The following is a 20,736-nucleotide window of genomic DNA, read 5'->3' on the forward strand; positions in this document are numbered from 1 at the left end:
TTCTGGGTATCAGCACCATTTTCAAGCAGTACAGCTTTTGCCTGACGGCAATAGCGCCGTGGAACCACCTGATCCCATGCCGAACTCAGAAGTGAAACGCGGTAGCGCCGATGGTAGTGTGGCATTCGCCATGCGAGAGTAGGACACTGTCAGGCACCTATTCAGAAGAGGCCTCCCATTCGGGAGGCCTTTTTGCATTTCTGTCCTCCCGCCGCAATTCCCTGCTTCTATTTCAGTAAAAATGCTGGGCTATCAAGGGATTGCTCGTTACTCTTTAGCCGTTGCCCGATGAACACGTGATGCTGCCTGCGAGGTATTGATGGCTACGTTGAAGGAAATTGCACAGGAGGCGGGGGTATCGCTTGCTACCGTATCCCGTGTGCTGAACGAGGATCCCAGCCTGAGCGTCAAGGACGAGACCAGGCAGAAGATCTTCGAAATTGCCGAGCGGCTGGAGTACAAGACCAGCAGCGCCCGCAAAGGGGTGCACAAGAGCAAGCTGCAGCTCCTGGCTGTCTACGCCTATCCCCAGAGCACCGAGGTCAACGATCCCTATTACCTCGCCATCCGCTATGGCATCGAGACCCAGTGCACCCGCCTCAACATCGAGTTGACCCACTGCTACAACGGTGCCGAGGGGCGTGAGCTCTCTGCCGTCGATGGCATCCTGGTCATCGGCCATCTGCCGGAAGAACGGCTGGCCGTGCTGCGCGGCCTGTCTGCCCAGCTAGTGTTCGTGGATTGCCGCTCTCAGGGCGATTTTGACTCGATTGATGTGGATCTGGCACTCATCAGCCAGCAGGTAGTGGACTTCTTCATCGCCGAGGGCCATCAGCGCATCGGTTATATCGGTGGCCAGGATGATGGCCCGGATCTGCGGGAACTCGCCTTTCGCGATTATGGCCAGCGGCTTGGGGTGGTGCAGGAGAGCGACCTCTATCGCGGGGATTTCTCTAGCGCTTCCGGCTACCAGTTGGCGAAGGAGATGCTAGCGGGAGATTGGCCCAGGGCACTGTTTGTCGCCTCCGACTCCATCGCCATCGGTGTGCTGCGTGCCATCCATGAGAAGGGACTGGCGATTCCCCAGCAGATCGAGCTTATCAGCGTCAACGATATTCCGACCGCCAAGTTCACCTTCCCGCCGCTCTCCACGGTGCGGATCCACTCCGAGTTGATGGGCTCCCAGGGGGTCAACCTGCTGGTTGAACGGCTGCGTGACGAGCGGGATATCCCGCTGCGGGTGCTGGTACCGAGCAAATTGACTCTGCGCGGCACCACTCGCTGATTTTAGTAAAATACTCTGCTTTTTAGTCGCGCCATCTTGCGGTGGCGCAACACATCTCCCAAGCAAATCTCTTTCCCATCTCTTCCAGCAAACTCATATCATATTGTTTTATAATTGATTTAATTACAGTTCAGCCTACTGCTATCAACATCCATGCCACTCATTCATATCTTGCTCTCCTTTATCTCCCGCTTCTGATCTCGCTCACAAAACCATCTGTTCATTGTGATCAGGTTAAAACTTTACTTATCTAGAACTGATATTTAGTAAATGTTTATCTAGAGTTTACCCAGTTAACGTTGCCTTGTTCCGGGAGGACATGTGAATAACTGGGAAAACGTCCAATTCGTTGGTGAAAACAGGCTGGCTCCGCGCGCCTACTTCTTCTCTTATGCCGACCACGGGCTGGCGGCCACCATGCAGCGCGAGCTGAGCCGCCGTTTTCTGAGCCTGAGCGGCCAGTGGCAGTTCCACTACTTCGACCATCCCCTGCAGGTGCCGGAGGCCTTCTATCACAGCCCCATGAGCGAGTGGGGCCAGATCACCGTGCCCAACATGTGGCAGATGGAAGGACATGGTCAGCTGCAGTACACCGACGAGGGTTTTCCCTTCCCCATCGACGTGCCCTTCGTGCCGACCAACAACCCCACCGGCGCCTATCAGCGCAGCTTCACGCTGAGCCCTGCCTGGGACGGTGAGCAGGTGATCATTAAGTTTGACGGGGTGGAGACCTACTTCGAAGTCTATGTGAACGGCCAGTATGTCGGCTTCAGCAAGGGGAGCCGTCTCACCGCCGAGTTCGATATCAGTGCCTACGCCAGCATTGGCGAGAACCTGTTGTCGGTGCGGGTGATGCAGTGGGCAGACTCCACCTATATCGAAGATCAGGACATGTGGTGGATGGCGGGGATCTTCCGCGACGTCTATCTGGTGGGCAAACCTGCCGCCCATGTGCAGGACTTCTTCATCCGCACCGCGCTGGCCGATGACAATCAAAGCGCAACCCTGAGCTGCGATCTCCAGCTGGAAAATCTGGGGGCGCCCGCCCGTGATCACCGTCTGGTCTGGTCGCTGCTGGATCAGGGCAGTGAGATCGCCAGCGGCTCCCTCGACCATCTCGCCATCGATGGCAAGTGTGATTGCCGCTTCACGCTGGATATGGCCAACCCCCATCTGTGGAGTGCCGAAGATCCTTACCTCTACCAGCTGCAACTCTCCCTCTACAACGGTCAGGGCGAGCTGCTGGAAGTGATCCCGCAGCGAGTCGGGGTGCGTGAAATCACCGTCAAGGATGGCCGCTTCCACGTCAACGGCCACTACCTCAAGCTGCACGGGGTGAACCGCCACGACAACGACCATCTCAAGAGCCGTGCGGTCGGCATGGACCGTGTTGAGCGCGATATCGTGTTGATGAAGCAGCACAACCTCAACTCGGTGCGCACCGCCCATTACCCGAACGATCCTCGCTTCTACGAGCTGTGCGACCAGTACGGTCTGTTCGTGATGGCGGAGACCGACGTGGAGACCCACGGTTTTGCCAACGTCGGCGATCTCAGCCGCATCACCGACGACCCCTTCTGGGAGCCGGTGTTCGTGGACAGGATCGAGCGCCACGTTCACGCCCAGAAGAACCACCCCTCCATCATCATCTGGTCGCTCGGCAACGAGTCCGGCTACGGCTGCAACATCAGAGCCATGTACCAGCGCTGCAAGGGGATCGACCCGACACGGCTGGTGCATTACGAAGAGGATCGCGACGCCGAGGTGGTGGATGTGGTCAGTACCATGTATTCGCGCGTCTCCCAGATGAACTGCTTCGGCGAGTTCCCGATGGCGAAGCCGCGTATCCTCTGCGAATACGCCCACGCCATGGGCAACGGCCCGGGTGGCCTGAGCGAATACCAGCAGGTGTTCGACCGCCATCCCCATATCCAGGGTCACTACATCTGGGAGTGGTGCGATCACGGCATTCTGGATCAGGACGAGCAGGGGCGCCCGGTCTACAAGTACGGCGGCGACTACGGCGACTACCCCAACAACTACAACTTCTGCATGGATGGCCTCATCTATCCGGATCAGACCCCGGGGCCTGGCCTGCGCGAATACAAGCAGGTGCTCTGCCCGGTCAAGGTGCGCGCGCTGGATCTGGCCAGCGGCAAGCTGGAAGTGGAAAACCGCTACTGGTTCTCCACTCTCGACGATATCCGCCTGCTGGTCGAAGTGAAGGCCGAGGGCGAACTGCTGGCCAGCCAGCAAATCCGGCTGGAAGGGGTGGCCCCCGGTGCCATCACCGAGTTGCAACTCGAACTGCCCACGCTTGATGGGCGGGAAACCTTCGTCCAGCTGCGGGTCATCAAGATCAGTGCGACCCGTTACAGTGCGGCGGAGCACGAGCTGGGCCAGTACCAGTTCCAGCTGACAGAGTCGACTCGCCAGCTGCAGCCCTTTGCCAATCCCAACGCTACTCCGTTGGATATCGCTGATGAGCGCCTCGCGCTGACCTTGAACGGTAGCGGCTTTGCCCTGCGTTTCTCACGCCTCGACGGCAAGCTGGTGAGCTGGCAGCAGGATGGCAATGAGCTCATCGAGCGCTCGCCGCGCCTCACCTTCTTCAAGCCGATGATCGACAACCACAAGCAGGAGTACGAGAGCCTGTGGCACCCGAACCACCTGCAGATCATGCAGGAGCACTTCCGCACCTTAAGCTGGCGCCAGCTGGGTGAGGCGGTCGAGGTGACGGTGGAGAGCCTGATCGCGCCGCCGGTGTTCGACTTCGGCATGCGCTGCCGCTACGTCTACACCCTGAGCCCGAACGGTCAGCTGCACGTGGCGCTGTCCGGTCAGCCCTATGGCGGTTATGACGACATCATCCCCAAGATCGGCTTCGAGCTGGGCATTCGTCAGGATCTCGACCGGGTGCACTACTACGGCATGGGGCCGGGCGAAAACTATCAGGACAGCCGCCAGAGCAACTGGATCGACAGCTTCCAGAGCACCGTCAGCGAGATGTGGGAGCACTACCCCTTCCCGCAGGACAACGGCAACCGCCAGCAGGTGCGCTGGGCGACCCTGACCAACCGTCACGGCGCCGGTCTCTACGTGCGGCCCGATGCCCCCATCAACCTGAGCGTCTGGCCCTACAGCTGGGAGCATATCCACGCGGCGCAGCACATCAACGAGCTGGAACCGAGCGGTTATCTCACCCTCAATCTGGATCACAAGGTACTGGGGCTCGGCTCCAACTCCTGGGGCTCCGAGGTGCTGGACTCCTGGCGGGTGCGCTTCGAGCCATTCAGCTTCGGCCTGACCCTGCTGCCCATCGCCCGCGGCAACCTCAATCCGGCTGCGCTGGCCGGGCTCGATCTCACCATCAACGGCGGGAGGAACCTCGCATGATCACCCTGGACAACCTGACCCTGTTCAAAAACATCTACCGGGAGGGCAAGAAGTGGGGCCGCTGCGTGGAGGCCATCAACAACCTGCCAAACCTCAAACCCGGTATCTGCCACTCCATCGGTGACTCCCTCACCTACCGCTTGCAGGAGGGGGCCAGCCCGGCCACCTCCCTGTTCGAGGGGCAGCGCCGCTACTTCGACGTTCACTACTACCTGGAAGGGGAAGAGACGGTGGAGTGGGCAGCCAAGAGCGAGCTGGCGGTCGAGCAGGGCTATGACGACACCACCGACCGCGAGTGGCTGGCTGGCGAGGTGCGCGAGCGCCAGAAAGTCGGCAACGGGCAGGTGGTGATCTTCGAAAACGACGAGGCCTACCGATTCGTCGGCGACGGGCCGGTGCGCAAGGTGATCATCAAGGTCACCGTCGAAGGCGGCTACTTCAAAAACAAATAACAAGCCGCTGGTTCTGCACTGACAAAAGCCGGAAGGGCGGGGCTCGCCCTACACATCATGCCCCGCCCTTTCGCGAGATAACTACAGGTCTGGAGATGCACCATGTCTGATTCCAAACGCAATACGATAGGCAAGTTTGGCCTGCTGTCGCTCACCTTCGCGGCGGTATTCAGCTTCAACAACGTCATCAACAACAACATCGAGATCGGTCTGGCCTCGGCCCCGATGTTCTTTCTGGCCACCATTTTTTACTTCATTCCGTTTTGCCTGATCATTGCGGAGTTTGTGTCACTGAACAAAAACTCCGAAGCGGGGGTGTATGCCTGGGTGAAGAGCTCCCTCGGCGGGCGCTGGGCCTTTATCTCCGCCTACACCTACTGGTTCGTGAACCTCTTCTTCTTTACCTCCTTGCTGCCGCGGGTCATCGCCTACGCCTCCTATGCCTTTCTCGGCTACGAGTACATTCTCACCCCGGTGGCGACCACGGCCTTGAGCATGGTGCTGTTTGCCTTTGCCACCTACGTCTCCACCAACGGCGCCAAGATGCTGGGTCCCATCACTTCGGTGACCTCGTCCCTGATGCTGCTGCTGACCCTCTCCTACATTCTGCTGGCGGGTGCGGCACTGGTGGGCGGCGTACAGCCAGCTGACCCCATCACGGTAGAGGCCATGGTCCCCGATTTCAGCTGGGCCTTCCTCGGCATCACCACCTGGATCTTTATGGCAGCCGGTGGCGCCGAGTCGGTGGCGGTCTACGTCAATGACGTGAAGGGCGGCTCCAAATCCTTCGTGAAGGTGATCATCATCGCCGGGATCTTTATCGGCGTGCTCTACTCCATCGCATCGCTGTTGATCAACGTGTTCGTCCACAGCGACACCCTGAAATATACCGGCGGCTCGGTGCAGGTGTTCGAGGGGCTGGCGGCTTATTTCGGCCTGCCGGAGATCCTGATGAACCGCTTCGTCGGGCTGGTCTCCTTCACCGCCATGTTCGGCTCCCTGCTGATGTGGACGGCGACCCCGGTGAAGATCTTCTTCTCCGAGATCCCGGCCGGCATCTTCGGCAAGAAGACGGTCGAGCTGAACGAGCACGGCGTGCCCGCCCGCGCAGCCTGGATCCAGTACCTCATCGTGCTGCCGCTGATGGTGATCCCGACTCTGGGCTCCAACACAGCGCAGGATCTGATGAACACCGTCATCAACATGACCGCTGCCGCCTCCATGCTGCCGCCGCGGTTCATCATGCTGGCCTACCTCAATCTGCGGCTGAAGCTCGATCACCTGCCGCGGGATTTCAAGATGGGCTCGCGCTCCACCGGCATCGCCGTGGTATCGGTGCTGATCGTCCTCTTCTCGGTGGGTTTCCTCGCCTCCACCTTCCCGACCGGCGCCGACATCATGACAATCGTCTTCTACAACGTCGGCGGGATCGTGATCTTCCTCGGCTTCGCCTGGTGGAAATACAACAGATACGAGGCCTCCCTCAGCGCCGAGGCGCGCGCGAAAGAGGCCGAGCCGACGGCGCAGGCCGTCATCCAGCCGTCATGACCCCATCAAACCGGGTGGCCGTTGGTCACCCGCAAACCGTTGAACCAGAAAAGGAAAAGCGCATGAGTGAGACGATCGAGTTTGCCGAATTCAAGCGGGTCGAGATGAAGGTGGGCAAGGTGTTGGAGGTGGTGCGTCACCCCGGGGCCGACAAACTCTACATCGTCCAGATCGATGTGGGTGGCGAGCGGCCGCTGCAGACCGTCACCAGTCTGGTGCCCTACTACAGCGAAGAGGAGCTGATGGGCAGCGAGGTGGTGGTACTGACCAACCTCAAGCCCACCAAAATGCGCGGCGAGCGATCCGAGTGCATGTTGCTCTGCGCCGAGACCCCGGACGAGAGCCGGAGCGTGCTGTTGCAGCCTCGGGTGCCGATGGCGCCGGGCACCCCGATTGTCTGAATGATATTGCGAGCCGGTGTGGTGAGATTGCACCGGTTCACCAGCGAGGCCGTCCACGCGGCCCGATCATAACAAGAGAGTAAAGCGCGGGGCCGACAGACCCTTGCCAAACACATCACAGAGTCACAGCGCTCCCCGCAGGGAGCGCGAGTCCACTGGAGGACACCATGTCTGAATCCGTACGCGGCACCATAGGCAAGTTTGCCCTGTTGTCGATGACCTTTGCCGCCGTGTTCAACGTGCGCAACATCGTCAACAACAACATCGAGCTGGGGCTCAGCTCCGCCCCGATCTTCCTGCTGGCGACCATCGTCTACTTCATTCCGTTCGTTTTCATCATCGCCGAGTTCGTTTCGGCCAACAAAAACTCCGAGTCGGGGATGTACGACTGGCTGAAAAAACCGCTCGGCACCCGGATGGCCTATCTGGGCTCGTTTCTCTACTGGTTCGTGAACCTGTTCTGGTTCGTCTCCCTGCTGCCCAACGTCATCGCCTACGCCTCCTACGCCATGCTGGGCTATGAGTACAGCTTCTCGCCCATGGTCACCTCGATCATCTCCATCGTGCTGTTTGCAGCGGCGACCCACATCTCCACCAAGGGGGCGAGCTGGCTCGGCAAGATTGCCGAGATCGTGGCCTACGGGGTGTTTGCCCTGTTCGCCATCTATGTGCTGGGCGCCCTCATGGCGCTGAGTGGCGATCATGTACCGGCCCAGCCCATCACGCTGGAAGCCATGACTCCCACCGTCAACTGGGCGACCCTCGGCATCATGTGCTGGATCTTCCAGGCGGCGGGCGGTGCCGAGACGGCGGCGGCCTACCTCAATGACGTGAAGGGGGGTCAGAAGTCCTTCATCAAGGTGATCATCAGCGCCGGTATCGTCATCGGTGCCATGTATGCCCTCGGTTCCCTGCTGGTGAACGTGTTCGTGCCGCGCGAGAGCCTCACCTACGCCGGCGGCATGGTGGAGATCTTCACCGGCATGGCCCAGTACTTCGGGCTCTCCGAGGCGCTGGTAGGCCGCTTCGTCGGCGTGGTCCTGTTTATCGCCATGTTCGGCTCCATGATGATGTGGACCTCGGCGCCGGTGAAGATCCACTTCTCCGAGATCCCGCAGGGGGTTTACGGCGAGAAGACCACCCAGCTCAACGAGCACGGGGTGCCGGTGCGCGCCGCCTGGTGGCAGTTTGTCTTCGTGTTCGCGATGCTGGTGGTCAACGGTTTCGGCTCCGAGTCGGTGCAGCAGATGATGAACACCGCCATCAACCTCACCGCCGGGACTGCCATGTTGCCGCCGATCTTCATCATGGTGGCCTACTTCGTGTTCCGCTGGAAACACGACGACACCCCCCGCGACTTCCGCATGGGGTCGCGCACCTTCGGGATGGGCGTGGTGTCTGTATTGATCGCCATCTTCGTGGTGAGCATGAGCGCCTCCGCCTTCCCGACCGGGGTGGATCTGGTGCGCGCCTTCTTCATCAACGTCTTCATGACCGCGGTCTTCTCGGCGCTGGCCTACTGGTGGATCTCCCGCTTCGAGAAGCGCCAAGCCCGCAAGCTCGGCGGCAATGAGAAGAAAACCGGCAACGGCACGCTGGCCAGCCAGCGCTGATCGGCTGAGTGAAAACACGAAACGGGCGGCCTTGGTCGCCCGTTTTTTGTTGGCCGGATCCGGGGTCAGAGGGGCAAAATCGTTTAGTTTTGCTGTGAGAATGCGCGTTATCGTTTAACAAAATGAAACAAATGAAGCTGCCGCTCAACTTTGCACCACAGGGTGTTCGGGGTAAGCTTGTCCCTTCGTATCCGGGGTCGCCGCCTGATGACGCCTTCCCCGTGCCCTGTCGTCCCCATCCCGTGCGGGACGCGCTTTCTCTGGAGACTCTCCGTGCGTCTGGATCCTTTTACCTCTGTGCTGATTGCCGTGGTGGCCCTGGCCTCCTTCTTCCCCTGTGAGGGGCAGGTGGCCGTCTGGTTCGGTCTGCTGACCAAGCTGGCGGTGGCGCTCTTGTTCTTCATGCATGGTGCCAAGCTGTCGCGCCAGAACCTGCTGGCGGGCCTGGGCCACTGGCGGTTGCACCTGGTGGTGATGGCGAGCACCTTCCTGCTCTTCCCGCTGCTGGGGCTGCTGCTCACGCCCCTGGTGCCCCAGTGGCTGAGCCCGGCTATCTATCTCGGCTTCCTCTACCTGTGCGCCCTGCCCGCCACCGTGCAGTCGGCCATTGCCTTCACCTCCATGGCGGGCGGCAATGTATCGGCGGCGGTGTGCAGCGCCTCGGCCTCCAGCATCCTCGGCATCTTCCTCTCGCCGGTGCTGGTGGGGCTGATGATCAATGTGCAGGGGGAGGGGGTCGATACCTGGCACTCCATTCAGGCCATCATGGTGCAGCTGATGCTGCCCTTCGTGGTGGGCCATCTGTCGCGCCCGCTCATCGGTCGCTGGGTCGACAGCCATCGACCGCTCATCGGCAAGCTGGACCAGAGCTCTATCCTGCTGGTGGTCTATGTGGCCTTCAGCGAGGCGGTGGTGCAGGGGATCTGGCACCAGGTCGGCTGGTATGATTTGGCCAGTATCGTGCTGCTGAGCTGCGTGCTGCTGGCGCTGGTGCTGGGGTGGAACGTCTGGATCAGCCGTCGCCTCGGTTTCAACAGGGCGGACGAGATCACCATCGTCTTCTGTGGCTCCAAGAAGAGCCTGGCCAACGGGGTGCCCATGGCCAACGTCATGTTCCCGGCCGCCAGCGTCGGGGTCATGGTGCTGCCCCTGATGATCTTCCACCAGATCCAGCTGATGGTGTGCGCCGTGCTGGCCCGCCGCTACCGCGAGCAGGAGGCGGTGCCCCAGGTACAGGAGGGGTAAGCGGTCCGGATAAAAAAGAGGGAGGCCATGGGCCTCCCTCTTTCGTTTGCCGCCTCGTCAGCGTTTGCGCCAGACGGTGAGCTGGGCCACCGTGTGCTGGTACTTGCGGGCGGTCTCGCGGATGACGAAGGGGACGTCTCTCGGGGGCATGTGCTCCTCGAACTCCTCCGCCAGCAGCCGTTGCAGCGCCTGATAGGTGCCGAGGGCCTCGCCGTTTTCCCGGATGCCGCCGAGCCAGTTGGCCTTGGGGGTGTAGTCGGTCAGCCAGGTGTAGGGGCTGGTGAGCACCAGCAGGCCGCCGCTGCGAAGGCGCGGAGCAATGTCCCGCAGGAAGCGGGCGGGCTCCCGCAGCCGGTCGATGAGGTTGGAGGCGAGCACCAGGTCGTAGTCGCCGTACTTGGGCTTGAGGTTGCAGGCATCTCCCTGGCTGAAGTGGACCCGCTCGCTCTGCTCGCGGCCGAGCTCGTGGCGGGAGAGGCGCGCCTCGCAATATTCCACCAGATCCCCTTCCACCGGCACCGCATAGCGGAAGCTGTCCTGTCTTGCCAGGGTCAGGGCCACGTCGATGAAGCGGGCCGAGTAGTCCACCCCGTCCACGTGGGCGAAGCGGCGAGCCAGTTCGAAGCTGGCGCGGCCGGTGGCGCAGCCGATGTCGAGCGCCCGCTCATGGCGGCCGCAGAGCTCGCTGGCAAGACCGGCCAGAGCCTCGGCGTAGTTGGCGACCCCGAAGTGGCTCGGACCGTACTGGAAGTCGAGATACTGGGCGACCAGGGTGTCGGTTTCATAAGGGTTCACGATGACGGGCTCCTGATGGCGTGAGACCAGGTAGCGGAAGCCCGCATGCTGGAAGAAGTGGCGACGGAAGGCGTAGCGGGAGGATTTGAGTGCCTCGTTGCCGGTGCTGATCCAGCTCCCGCCCTTGATGAGGGTGTGCTTGCCGTCGAAGGTGGGGGTGGAGAAGTCGTCGTAGAGGGGATGCACCTTGAACCCCTCGAAGCCGTCGATGGCGGTGCTGGTCCACTGCCAGACGTTGCCCACCAGATCGAAGAAGCTGCCCTGGGGGCAGGCATCCACCGGACAGGAGGAGGCGAAGCGGGCCAGATTGATGTTGCCGGGGGCCTCCATCCAGTCCGGCTGATCGCCGGCCAGTTGCTCCCGCAGCAGCATCCACTCCCCCTCGCTTGGCAGCTGGACGGGCAGGCCGGTCTGATCCGCCTTCCAGCGGCAGAAGGCGGCGGCCTCCAGCTGGTTCACCTCCACCGGCCAGTCCCAGGGCATGGGGACCTGCTCGGTCATCAGCCGCAGTTGCAACTGCTCGGGTTCATTGGGATCGCCGACCCAGAAGGTGGGCATGCGGGCGTTGGCATACTGGCGCCAGCCCCGGCCCTCGTCGTCCCACCAGGCGGGCGCTTCATATCCACCCGCCTGCACGAAGGCCAGGTACTCGGCGTTGCTCACCAGCATGCGGCTGGCCTGGAAGGGGGCCAGCTCGATGTGGCGCTCGCCATATTCGTTGTCCCAGCCGTAGGTGGCATCCTGTTTGCCGAGTCGCACCTGGCCGCCGGCCACCGGCAGCAGGGTGTTGACGGGGACGGCGGCGAGATCGTGGCGCGCCTCGGGGCAGACCGGCCACTGGGGCTGGCTGCGCACCCAGGCCAGGGGCAGCTGGCGGATCAGCACGCTGGAGGTCTCGAGGTGGATGCGCTCGTGCTCTATGCCCATCAGGATGACCCAGGCCGGGCTCTGCCAATGGATGGGCAGCTCGATCGGCATCCGCTCGATGAACTCACACACCAGGGCGCGCACCCGGCCGCGGTAGGCGCGCAGTTCGGCCACCGTGGGCCAGTCGTAGTGGGTTTCGTCCAGATCGTCCCAGCTCATCTCGTCCACCCCGATGGCGACCAGGGCCTCGATGCGTGGGTCGATGCGACCCTCGATGAGACGGGCCGCCAGCAGCTTGTTGACGAAGAAGGCGGCGGTATGGCCGTAGTAGAAGATGAGGGGGTGGCGCAGGGGGATCGCCTTGTTGAACCAGGCCCGCTCGTCGGCCAGGCAGTCGAACAGTGAGTCGTAGAGATCGAAGGTCTGGCAGAAGTAGGCGAGGAGCTCGCGGCGCTTGTGGTCGGGATCGTCGCCGGTCAGCAGCGGGGTGCGGGTGGGGGCAGGCAGGCCCGGATGGACGAATGGGTGGCTGGCTTGGGTCACGCTCTGACTCCTTGTTGATTCTGGCGGGTGAAGCAGCGATGGAGTGCTCTATACGCACCAGGTATCACTATTGGCTCAACGAACCGGGGCGGCAACCAAAAAAATGGGTCAACGCCCCCCTTCGGGTGTGGTCAGATTGACCAGATTGTGGTCTGAATGACTCTTTGTTATGGACCCTTCGAGCCTAGAAATATTGAAATGGATAGATAAATCATGATGTTAGCCATATGGCACAGGGTTTGCTGATTGCCACTCACCTGCCGCGCCGTGCGGCAAAGAGGAAACGAGGAGTAGCGGGATGAAATGGATGCTGGGAGTGGTGCTGGCCCTGGGACTGACCGGATGCAGCTGGCAGGATGACGTCAAGGTGCGCGGGGAGGGGGCCGTGGTGGAGCAGCAGCATCCCCTTGGGCATGAGGTGACCCGGGTGCTGGCGGGCGTGCCCGCCAACCTGTACCTGGTGGCGGGAGAGAGCCACACCCTCAGGGTCAAGGGGGAGGCCAACCTGCTGCCCTATCTGGTGCTCACCGAGCAGGGGGAGAAGCTGGAGATCGAGGTCAAGGATGGCTACCGGCTCGACCCCACCCGGCCGCTGGAGATCACCATCACCCTGCCGACGCTGCACGAGTTGGCACTGGCGGGGGTTGGCAACGGCGCCTTGCGCGACTTCAAGGGGGATGATCTGGTGCTCTCCCTGGCGGGCACGGGGGACATCGTCGCCAGCGGGCTGACGCTGGATCGGCTGGAGGGCAACATCGCCGGGCTGGGCAACCTGGATCTGGGGCAGGGCTCCGCCCGGGTGATGGCGCTGAACATCGCCGGCGCCGGTGGCGTCAAGGGGGCCGGGATCGCCAGCGAGGAGGTCGAGGTGAGCATCGCCGGCAGTGGCGAGGTCGAGGTGCGTGCCCGGTCGCGGCTCAAGATAGAGATCGCCGGAGCCGGTGCGGTCAACTACTGGGGCAGCCCAGCGCTGACCAGCGAGATCGCGGGCTCGGGTCAGGTGAGCCGGTTGGGGAGCTGATCCCATCACCGCAACAATGAAAAAGGCCCCTCGGGGCCTTTTTTGCAGGATGCGACACTGTGGGGTGACGCTTCACTCGAGGGGGAGTGCGAGGCCCAGATCGGCGTTCAGGCGCATCAGCAGCCACTGCATGCCGGCGAGGTGCTGGTGGTCATGGCTGACGAGCAGACGCACCAGACCGTCCAGGGTCACCTCCCCATAGCCGCCATAGCGGGCGCGGCGCTGCCAGGCGTCGGACGGCACCGTCCTCAGCCATTCGACGGTCTGCAGGCGGGCGGTGCGAAACCGGTCGAGCTGCGTGGCGGTATCCTGCCGGGGGTAATCATGGTCCAGCGCGAGCTGATAGCCATCGAGGGAGGCGAGCTCCGGCAGGCTTTCTGCCAGGGTGCGACGAAACCGCACCTGATAGCCCAGCACCTCGATGTCCAGCAGGTGGCAGAGGTGCCCCCTGGCACTGAAACGCTCGGAGGGGATCCCGGCCCAGTTGGCGGGTTCCCAGTCCAGACGGTCGGTGGGGACCTGTGCCAGCAGTCGCTCGAACTGGTCCGGCATGGCCAGCAATGTGGTGAAGAGGGGCATCCTTGTCTCCTGTTTCCGGGTGAATGGCCGCCCGTTGACGGGGCGGCCACGAGCGGGTCAGCCTCAGGCCGGTTCGCCCAGGTGGTTGGCGTGAAAGCGCAGGTGCGCCTCGATGAAGCTCGCCACGAAGTAATAGCTGTGGTCGTAGCCGGCATGGCGGTTGAGCGTCAGGGGCCACGCCCGGGTGGCGGCCACTTCGGCCAGGGTGTCGATGCCGAGCTGCTCCGCCAGGAAGGGGTCGTCCAGCCCCACGTCCACCAGGGTCGGCAGGGGCGGGCTGTCGTGGTGGCGCAGCAGTTGGCAGGCATCCCACTCCTGCCACAGCAGGGGGTTGTTGCCGAGGTAGGCGCCGAGGGCCTTCTGGCCCCAGGGGCAGCGGCTCGGGTGGCTGATGGGGCTGAAGGCCGACACAGATCGGTAGCGACCCGGCTCGCGCAGGGCGGCGATGAGGGCGCCGTGGCCCCCCATGGAGTGGCCGCTGATGGCGCGCCGGGTCGAGACCGGGAAGTGGGTCTCGATGAGCTCTGGCAGCTCCCGGGTGACGTAGTCATACATCTGGTAGTGATCCCGCCAGGGGGTCTGGGTCGCGTTGACGTAGAACCCCGCCCCCATGCCGAGGTCATAGCCGGGATCGTCCGCCACCCCTTCACCGCGGGGGCTGGTGTCCGGCGCTACCAGAGCGATGCCGAGCTCGGCGGCGATGCGCTGGGCCCCGGCTTTTTGCATGAAGTTCTCGTCGGTGCAGGTGAGGCCGGAGAGCCAGTAGAGCACCGGGACTTTCTGGCCGGTGAGGGCCTGGGGCGGCAGGTAGATGGCGAAGCGCATCTCGCACCCCAGCACATTGGAGCGGTGGCGATACTGCTTGTGCCAGCCGCCGAAGCTCTTGTTGCTGCTGATGATGTCCAGATTCATGTAAGGACTCCTTGCCCCGCCCATGCATCGATGGGCGGGACGCTCATGGGATCAGTAGTGGATGACGGTGCGGATGCTCTTGCCTTCGTGCATCAGATCGAACGCCTCGTTGATCTGCTCGAGGGGCATGGTGTGGGTGATGAAGTCGTCCAGCTTGAACTCACCCTGCATGTAGCGCTGTACGTAGCTCGGCAGCTCGCTGCGACCGCGCACGCCCCCGAAGGCGCTGCCGCGCCACACCCGGCCGGTGACCAGCTGGAACGGACGGGTGCTGATCTCCTGGCCCGCACCGGCCACGCCGATGATGACGGATTCGCCCCAGCCCTTGTGGCAGCACTCCAGCGCCGCGCGCATCACCTTGACGTTGCCGATGCACTCGAAGGAGAAGTCGACGCCGCCGTCGGTCATCTCGACGATCACCTCCTGGATTGGCTTGTCGAACGTGTTCGGGTTGATGCAGTCGGTGGCACCGAGTTTACGGGCCAGCTCGAACTTGCTCTCGTTGATGTCGATGGCGATGATGCGGCCGGCCTTGGCCAGGCGCGCGCCTATGATGGCGGAGAGGCCGATGCCCCCCAGCCCGAAGATGGCGACGCTCTCACCCTCTTTCACCTTGGCGGTGTTCATCACGGCGCCGATGCCGGTGGTGACGCCGCAGCCGAGCAGGCAGACCTCTTCCAGCGGGGCGGCCGGATCCACCTTGGCGATGGAGATCTCGGGCAGCACCGTGTATTCGCTGAAGGTGGAGGTGCCCATGTAGTGGTAGATGGGCTGGCCGTCCTTGGAGAAGCGGGTGGTGCCGTCCGGCATCAGCCCCTTGCCCTGGGTGGCGCGGATCTTCTGGCACAGGTTGGTCTTGCCGGATTTGCAGAACTTGCACTCGCCGCACTCGGGGGTGTAGAGCGGGATCACGTGATCGCCGACCTTGACGCTGGTGACGCCCTCGCCGACGGACTCGACGATACCGCCCCCTTCATGGCCCAGAATGCAGGGGAAGACCCCTTCCGGATCTTCACCGGAGAGGGTGAAGGCATCGGTGTGGCAGACGCCGGTCGCGACGATGCGCACCCGCACCTCGCCGGCCTGGGGCGGCATGACCTCGACCTCTTCGATGGAGAGGGGCTGACCCGGTCCCCAGGCGATGGCGGCTTTACACTTGATGCTCTGAACCTGTGCCATGAATGACGTCCTCGTAGTGGTTGGATGAACGGAAATGAGTTCGGAGATCCAGTGTAGTTTCCCGCCGATTTGGTGATAATAACGCTAAGTATCAAATCACTTTTACACACAGGTAATAATGTTCGGCTGGGAAGGGGTCTGTGAATTTGTCAGCGTGGCGGAGCAGGGGGGCTTTACCCCGGCCGCGCGCAAGCTCGGGGTGTCGGTGGCCCAGGTGAGCCGCCAGGTGGCGCAGCTCGAAGACAGGCTGCAGGCCAAGCTGCTGCTGCGCACCACCCGCCAGGTGCGACTCACCGAACTCGGGGAGATCTATTTTCGCCACTGCCGCCAGTTGCTGGACAACCTCTACGAGGCGGAGCTGGCGGTGGGGCGTCATCAGGCGGTGCCCCAGGGCTCCTTGCGCATCACGGCCCCTGTCTCCTACGGCGAGAGCCGCATCGCCCCCCTGGTGAACGACTTCATGGTGCGCTTCCCCCAGCTGGAGGTGACCCTCAACCTCACCAACCAGTTGCTGGATCTGGTGCACGAGGGGTTCGATCTGGCGATCCGCCTCGGCCACCTCAAGGATTCGACCCTGGTGGCCCGCAAGCTGGCGCAGCGGGTACCCTATGTGTGCGCCTCCCCCGCCTACACCGCCCGCCACGGCATGCCCAACAGTCTCTCGGAGCTGGCCCGTCACACCTGCCTGGTGGGCAACGGGGACGAGTGGCACTTCACCCTGAACGGTAAACCCCATAGCGTGCGGGTACGCGGTCTGCTTCAGTGCAACAGCGGCCACGCTCTGCTGGATGCGGCCATCAAGGGGATCGGCATCATCCAGCTGCCGGACTACTACGTGAGCGACCACCTGGCCCGGGGGGAGCTCATCGAGCTGCTGCCGGAGTTGCGGGCCCCCGAGGAGGGGATCTGGGCCCTCTATCCCCACAACCGCCACCTCTCCCCCAAGGTGCGGCTGCTGGTGGACTATCTGGCCGAGCGCCTCAGTGATCCCCACCAACCCGCCCTGGTTCGGCCCATCGGCTGAGCCGTCGCCCGAAAAAGAAAAGGCCCGCATGTGCGGGCCTTTTGCATGGCATGAGGGGCGGGGCTATTCCCGCTCCTTGACGTAGGGGGTGCCGAGGGCCTTGGGGGCCACCGCCTTGCCGATGAAACCGGCCAGCAGGAAGACCGTCAGGATGTAGGGCAGCGCCTCGATGGCCTGCACCGGGATCGGGAAATCGCCGATGCTGACCCCTTGCAGCCGGATGGCGACCGCGTCGAGGAAGCCGAACAGCAGACAGGCCGCCATGGCGTTCCAGGGGCGCCACTTGCCGAACACCAGGGCCGCCAGCGCCATGAAGCCCTTGCCCGCGCTCATGTTGGGGATGAACTGGGCGGTCTGGGCCACCGCCAGATAGGTGCCCCCGATCCCCGCCAGCAGGCCACCGATGATGAGGGCGGTGTAGCGCATCCGCACCACGGAGATGCCTGCGGTATCCACCGCGGCCGGGGCCTCGCCCACCGCCCGCAGCCGCAGGCCGAAGCGGGTGCGGAACAGCACCCACCAGGCCAGGGGTACGGCGGCGAAGGCCACGTACTCCAGCAGGGAGTGACCGCTCAAGAGCTCGCTGTAGAGCTGGCCGATGACGGGCACGTCATAGAGCTCCTTGGCATAGGGCAGGTCGATGGGGGCGAAGCGCGCCGCGCCGGAGAGCGCCGGGGTCTGGCCCCCCTGATCGAACCAGTAGCGCCCCAGGGTCACGGTGAGACCGGCCGCCAGGATGTTGATGGCCATGCCGCTCACCACCTGATCACCCCGGTGGGTGATGGTGGCGAAGCCGTGCAGCAGGGCGAACAGGATGGAGATCCCCACCCCGACCCCCAGCCCAATCCAGGCGGAACCGGTGACGGCGGCCGCGGCGGCGCTGGCGAAGGCCGCCGCCAGCAGCTTGCCCTCCAGGGCGATGTTGACCACCCCGGAGCGTTCGCAAAACATGCCCGCCATGGCCGCCAGAATGAGCGGCGGCGCGGTGCGGATGGTCGCATCCAGCATCAAAATCAGCATTTCGAACATGGTCAGGCTCCTTTGACTTGCGCGGCTGAGCGGTTGGCGAAGGCCAGGTAGGCCTGCTCGATGCGCGGACGCAGCATGTGCTCCAGGGCGCCGCAGAACAGGATCACCAGACCCTGCAGCACCACGACGATGTTGCGATCCACCCCGAATTCGAAGCTCAGCTCGGCGCCGCCCTGATAGAGGAAGCCGAACAGCAGGCTGGCGATGATGACGCCGACCGGGTGGTTGCGACCCATCAGGGCCACCGCGATACCGGTGAAGCCGAAGCCTTCCACGAAGTTGAGCTTGATCTGGTGCAGCTCACCCTGCAGCACGTTGAGGGCGAAGAAGCCCGCCAGCATGCCGGAGATCACCATGGCCAGGATCACCACCTTGGGGTAGGAGATGCCCGCATAGGCGGAGGCGCTCTGACTGGCCCCCACCGAGCGGATCTCGTAGCCCCAGCGGGTATGCCAGATGAAGACCCAGACCAGGGCCGCACAGATCAGCGCCCAGAAGAAGCTGATGTTGAGCGGGCTGTTCGGCACCGTCACGCCGACCGCCGCCAGCAGCTCGCTCATCTTCGGCAGCCAGCTCGCCATGGCGAACACCTTGCTCTCGGTGGCCATGGATCCTGGCGGCTTGAAGACGTCGACCAGCAGGTAGGCCATCAGCGAGGCGGCGATGAAGTTGAACATGATGGTGGTGATGACGATGTGGCTGCCCCGCTTGGCTTGCAGCCAGGCCGGGATGAAGGCCCAGGCAGCGCCGAACAGGCCGCCGGCGATGATGGCGAGCGGCAGCAAGAGGGCGAACGGCAGCACGTCCCCGAGCAGCAGACAGACCAGACCGACCCCGAGGCCGCCGATATAGGCCTGCCCTTCACCGCCGATGTTGAACAGGCCGGCGTGGAAGGCCACCGCCACCGCCAGACCGGTGAAGATGAAACCGGTGGCGTAGTAGAGGGTGAAGCCTATCCCCTCGCCGGTGCCGAAGGCGCCGTACCACATGATTTCGGCTGCCTCGATGGGGCTGATGTCGAGGTAATAGAACAGGATGGCCGACACCAGGAAGGCCAGCAGGATATTGACTGCGGGCAGCACGCCCACGGATATCCAGGCAGGAACACGTGCTTGGCTCATGAATGGGCCTCCTTGATATCGTCGGGGACTGGTGTGTTGACCATCATCAGGCCGAATCCGTTACAAGTGGTTGTGACCTTCATGATGTGGCTCCTTGTGATTGGCTTGCCGCCACGTCGTCAGGAACTATGTTCGCCATCATCAGGCCGATGGTGCGTTCATCCGCCCTGGCGCCGTCCAGCTCGCCGACGATGCGGCCATCGGCGATGACCAGAATGCGGTCGGAGAGGCTCATGATCTCGTCCAGCTCCACCGACACCAGCAGCACCGCCTTGCCCTTGTCGCGCATGGCGATGATCTGCTGGTGGATGTACTCGATGGCGCCGATGTCGACGCCCCGGGTCGGCTGGCCGACCAGCAGCACATCCGGGTCCTGCTCCACTTCCCGGGCGATCACCAGCTTCTGCTGGTTGCCGCCGGAGAAGTTGGCGGTCTTGTGCTCCGGGCTCGGCGGGCGCACGTCCCACTTGTCCATCTTGGCCTGGCAATCCTGGCGGATCGCCTCCTTGTCCTGCAGCCAGCCCTTGTTGTACTGGGCACGGCGGTGATAGCCGAGGATGAAGGCCTCTTTCGCCTCGAAGCGGTTGATGAGCCCCATCTTGTGCCTGTCTTCCGGGATGTGGCCCAGGCCGAAGTTGCGCACCTGCTCCGGGTCGGCCGGGTGGCTCTGGCTCACCTCGTGGCGCTGCGCCCCGGCGATGGTGAAGCCGCCCTTGCTGGGCTTGAGGATGCCGCCAAGCATGCTGAGCAGCTCGGACTGGCCGTTGCCGGAGACCCCGGCGATGCCGACCACTTCCCCCGCCCGCACTTCGAAGCTGACGGATTTGACCCGTTCCACCCCGGCGTCATCGACGTAAGAGAGGCCCTCGACCCTGAGCTTGGCCTCGCCCGGCTGGGCGGTGCCCTTGTCGACCTTGAGGCGCACCTTGCGGCCCACCATCAGCTCGGCGAGCTGCTCCTTGTCGGTGTCTTTGGTGGCGACATGGGCCACCATTTCACCCCGGCGCATGATGGAGACCTGATCCGTGATGGCCAGGATCTCCCGCAGCTTGTGGGTGATGAGGATGACGGTCGCCCCCTGATCCCGCAGCTTTTTCAGCACCTCGAACAGGTGATCCGCCTCTTGCGGGGTCAGCACCCCGGTGGGCTCGTCGAGGATCAGGATGCGGGCACCGCGATAGAGCGCCTTGAGGATCTCGACCCGCTGTTGCAGGCCCACCGGCAGATCCTCGACCTTCTCGTGCAGCGGCACCTCGAGACCATAGTCCCGTGCCAGCTCGCCGAGCAGTTTCTCGGCCGCCGCCAGGCTCTTGCCCAGGCGCCAGCCGTTCTCGGCGCCGAGGATGACGTTTTCCAATACGGTAAAGTTGTTCACCAGCATGAAGTGCTGGTGCACCATGCCCACCCCGGCGGCAATCGCATCTTGGGAGCCATGGGGTTTGAAGGGGTTACCGTCGATCAGCATCTCGCCTCTGTCGGCGTGGTAGAAACCGTAAATGATGCTCATCAGGGTCGACTTGCCGGCGCCATTTTCGCCGACGATGCCGTGAATGCTGCCTTTACGAACCTGAAGGTCGATCTGCTTGTTGGCGTAAACCTCGCCAAAGCGCTTATCGATACCTCTTAATTCGATGGCATAGCGATCTGTCTGGTCCATGATGCAGTCCTTGCGGGTCATGAAGTAGAGACTAAAAACCGGCCCGTACGGGCCGGTCTGGATTGAGAG

16 protein-coding genes and 1 rRNA gene are annotated in these 20,736 nt (G+C 63.1%); 10 read left to right on the forward strand and 7 right to left on the reverse strand.

Annotated features, from left to right (window positions below):
• The first annotated feature begins 40 nt into the window (after positions 1–40).
• The 8 genes from rrf to BN1120_RS06105 all read left to right on the forward strand — a co-directional run bounded on the left by rrf (position 41) and on the right by BN1120_RS06105 (position 9,940).
• A 5S ribosomal RNA gene (gene rrf / locus BN1120_RS06070) occupies positions 41–155 on the forward strand.
• Positions 156–319: 164 nt separating this feature from the next.
• A complete protein-coding gene (gene ebgR / locus BN1120_RS06075) occupies positions 320–1,285 on the forward strand; it encodes a transcriptional regulator EbgR (protein WP_042015195.1) in 966 nt (321 codons plus the stop codon).
• Positions 1,286–1,606: 321 nt separating this feature from the next.
• Positions 1,607–4,681: a beta-galactosidase subunit alpha gene (gene ebgA, locus BN1120_RS06080; protein WP_042015196.1), complete on the forward strand. Its 3,075-nt coding sequence runs from the start codon at positions 1,607–1,609 to the stop codon at positions 4,679–4,681.
• Entirely contained in the window at positions 4,678–5,133 is a 456-nt protein-coding gene (locus BN1120_RS06085; protein ID WP_042015198.1) for a beta-galactosidase subunit beta, read from the forward strand. The genes ebgA and BN1120_RS06085 overlap by 4 nt, the downstream gene beginning before the upstream one ends.
• Positions 5,134–5,235: 102 nt before the next feature.
• Complete coding sequence (locus BN1120_RS06090) at positions 5,236–6,681, forward strand: amino acid permease (protein ID WP_042015200.1); 1,446 nt, start codon at positions 5,236–5,238, stop codon at positions 6,679–6,681.
• 62 nt (positions 6,682–6,743) lie between these two features.
• Positions 6,744–7,082 (forward strand): tRNA-binding protein, encoded by a 339-nt coding sequence (locus BN1120_RS06095; RefSeq protein WP_042015202.1) that lies wholly within the window; start codon positions 6,744–6,746, stop codon positions 7,080–7,082.
• A 167-nt stretch (positions 7,083–7,249) separates the two neighbouring features.
• A complete protein-coding gene (locus BN1120_RS06100) occupies positions 7,250–8,695 on the forward strand; it encodes an amino acid permease (RefSeq protein WP_042015204.1) in 1,446 nt (481 codons plus the stop codon).
• Positions 8,696–8,968: 273 nt separating this feature from the next.
• Positions 8,969–9,940 carry a bile acid:sodium symporter family protein gene (locus BN1120_RS06105; RefSeq protein ID WP_039039547.1) on the forward strand — a complete coding sequence of 324 codons (972 nt, stop codon included), beginning with the start codon at positions 8,969–8,971 and terminating at the stop codon, positions 9,938–9,940.
• Positions 9,941–9,997: 57 nt separating this feature from the next.
• On the opposite strand, the gene ovoA is transcribed toward BN1120_RS06105, so the two are convergent.
• Positions 9,998–12,145 (reverse strand): 5-histidylcysteine sulfoxide synthase, encoded by a 2,148-nt coding sequence (ovoA, locus tag BN1120_RS06110; protein WP_042015207.1) that lies wholly within the window; start codon positions 12,143–12,145, stop codon positions 9,998–10,000.
• 298 nt (positions 12,146–12,443) lie between these two features.
• Here ovoA and BN1120_RS06115 point away from each other — a divergent pair, with 298 nt between their 5' ends.
• Positions 12,444–13,166 carry a GIN domain-containing protein gene (locus BN1120_RS06115; RefSeq protein ID WP_042015208.1) on the forward strand — a complete coding sequence of 241 codons (723 nt, stop codon included), beginning with the start codon at positions 12,444–12,446 and terminating at the stop codon, positions 13,164–13,166.
• A gap of 72 nt (positions 13,167–13,238) precedes the next feature.
• Here BN1120_RS06115 and BN1120_RS06120 read toward each other — a convergent pair whose 3' ends face one another.
• The 3 genes from BN1120_RS06120 to BN1120_RS06130 all read right to left on the reverse strand — a co-directional run bounded on the left by BN1120_RS06120 (position 13,239) and on the right by BN1120_RS06130 (position 15,836).
• Positions 13,239–13,745: a DinB family protein gene (locus tag BN1120_RS06120; RefSeq protein ID WP_052455405.1), complete on the reverse strand. Its 507-nt coding sequence runs from the start codon at positions 13,743–13,745 to the stop codon at positions 13,239–13,241.
• A 63-nt stretch (positions 13,746–13,808) separates the two neighbouring features.
• Complete coding sequence (gene fghA / locus BN1120_RS06125) at positions 13,809–14,657, reverse strand: S-formylglutathione hydrolase (RefSeq protein WP_042015209.1); 849 nt, start codon at positions 14,655–14,657, stop codon at positions 13,809–13,811.
• Between the two features lie 51 nt (positions 14,658–14,708).
• Positions 14,709–15,836, reverse strand: a complete 1,128-nt coding sequence (locus BN1120_RS06130) for an S-(hydroxymethyl)glutathione dehydrogenase/class III alcohol dehydrogenase (protein WP_010672469.1) — start codon at positions 15,834–15,836, stop codon at positions 14,709–14,711.
• A 118-nt stretch (positions 15,837–15,954) separates the two neighbouring features.
• Between BN1120_RS06130 and BN1120_RS06135 the strand changes: the two genes are divergently transcribed.
• The gene (locus BN1120_RS06135) at positions 15,955–16,860 is read left to right on the forward strand and encodes a LysR substrate-binding domain-containing protein (protein ID WP_039039541.1); all 906 of its coding nucleotides are present in this window, start codon (positions 15,955–15,957) and stop codon (positions 16,858–16,860) included.
• Between the two features lie 63 nt (positions 16,861–16,923).
• Here the strand turns inward: BN1120_RS06135 and BN1120_RS06140 are convergent, their stop codons facing one another.
• From BN1120_RS06140 to BN1120_RS06150, 3 genes are all read right to left on the reverse strand, one after another.
• On the reverse strand, positions 16,924–17,889 hold the full coding sequence (locus BN1120_RS06140; RefSeq protein ID WP_042015211.1) for an ABC transporter permease: 966 nt from the start codon (positions 17,887–17,889) through the stop codon (positions 16,924–16,926).
• A gap of 2 nt (positions 17,890–17,891) precedes the next feature.
• Complete coding sequence (locus tag BN1120_RS06145; protein ID WP_042015213.1) at positions 17,892–19,010, reverse strand: ABC transporter permease; 1,119 nt, start codon at positions 19,008–19,010, stop codon at positions 17,892–17,894.
• 79 nt (positions 19,011–19,089) lie between these two features.
• Positions 19,090–20,667: an ABC transporter ATP-binding protein gene (locus tag BN1120_RS06150; protein WP_042015215.1), complete on the reverse strand. Its 1,578-nt coding sequence runs from the start codon at positions 20,665–20,667 to the stop codon at positions 19,090–19,092.
• Between the last annotated feature and the right edge of the window lie 69 nt (positions 20,668–20,736).

Origin of the sequence: Aeromonas caviae, assembly GCF_000819785.1 — a bacterium.
Lineage (GTDB): Bacteria > Pseudomonadota > Gammaproteobacteria > Enterobacterales > Aeromonadaceae > Aeromonas > Aeromonas caviae.

Excerpts from the sequence above, each read along its gene's own strand:
- BN1120_RS06100 (WP_042015204.1), top strand. The coding sequence starts at position 7,250 with ATGTCTGAATCCGTACGCGGCACCATAGGCAAGTTTGCCCTGTTGTCG.
- BN1120_RS06090 (WP_042015200.1), top strand. The coding sequence starts at position 5,236 with ATGTCTGATTCCAAACGCAATACGATAGGCAAGTTTGGCCTGCTGTCG.
- BN1120_RS06085 (WP_042015198.1), top strand. The coding sequence starts at position 4,678 with ATGATCACCCTGGACAACCTGACCCTGTTCAAAAACATCTACCGGGAG.
- BN1120_RS06120 (WP_052455405.1), bottom strand. The coding sequence starts at position 13,745 with ATGCCCCTCTTCACCACATTGCTGGCCATGCCGGACCAGTTCGAGCGA.
- BN1120_RS06115 (WP_042015208.1), top strand. The coding sequence starts at position 12,444 with ATGAAATGGATGCTGGGAGTGGTGCTGGCCCTGGGACTGACCGGATGC.
- BN1120_RS06095 (WP_042015202.1), top strand. The coding sequence starts at position 6,744 with ATGAGTGAGACGATCGAGTTTGCCGAATTCAAGCGGGTCGAGATGAAG.
- BN1120_RS06140 (WP_042015211.1), bottom strand. The coding sequence starts at position 17,889 with ATGTTCGAAATGCTGATTTTGATGCTGGATGCGACCATCCGCACCGCG.
- BN1120_RS06150 (WP_042015215.1), bottom strand. The coding sequence starts at position 20,667 with ATGGACCAGACAGATCGCTATGCCATCGAATTAAGAGGTATCGATAAG.
- BN1120_RS06130 (WP_010672469.1), bottom strand. The coding sequence starts at position 15,836 with ATGGCACAGGTTCAGAGCATCAAGTGTAAAGCCGCCATCGCCTGGGGA.
- ebgR (WP_042015195.1), top strand. The coding sequence starts at position 320 with ATGGCTACGTTGAAGGAAATTGCACAGGAGGCGGGGGTATCGCTTGCT.
- BN1120_RS06135 (WP_039039541.1), top strand. The coding sequence starts at position 15,955 with ATGTTCGGCTGGGAAGGGGTCTGTGAATTTGTCAGCGTGGCGGAGCAG.
- BN1120_RS06145 (WP_042015213.1), bottom strand. The coding sequence starts at position 19,010 with ATGAGCCAAGCACGTGTTCCTGCCTGGATATCCGTGGGCGTGCTGCCC.
- fghA (WP_042015209.1), bottom strand. The coding sequence starts at position 14,657 with ATGAATCTGGACATCATCAGCAGCAACAAGAGCTTCGGCGGCTGGCAC.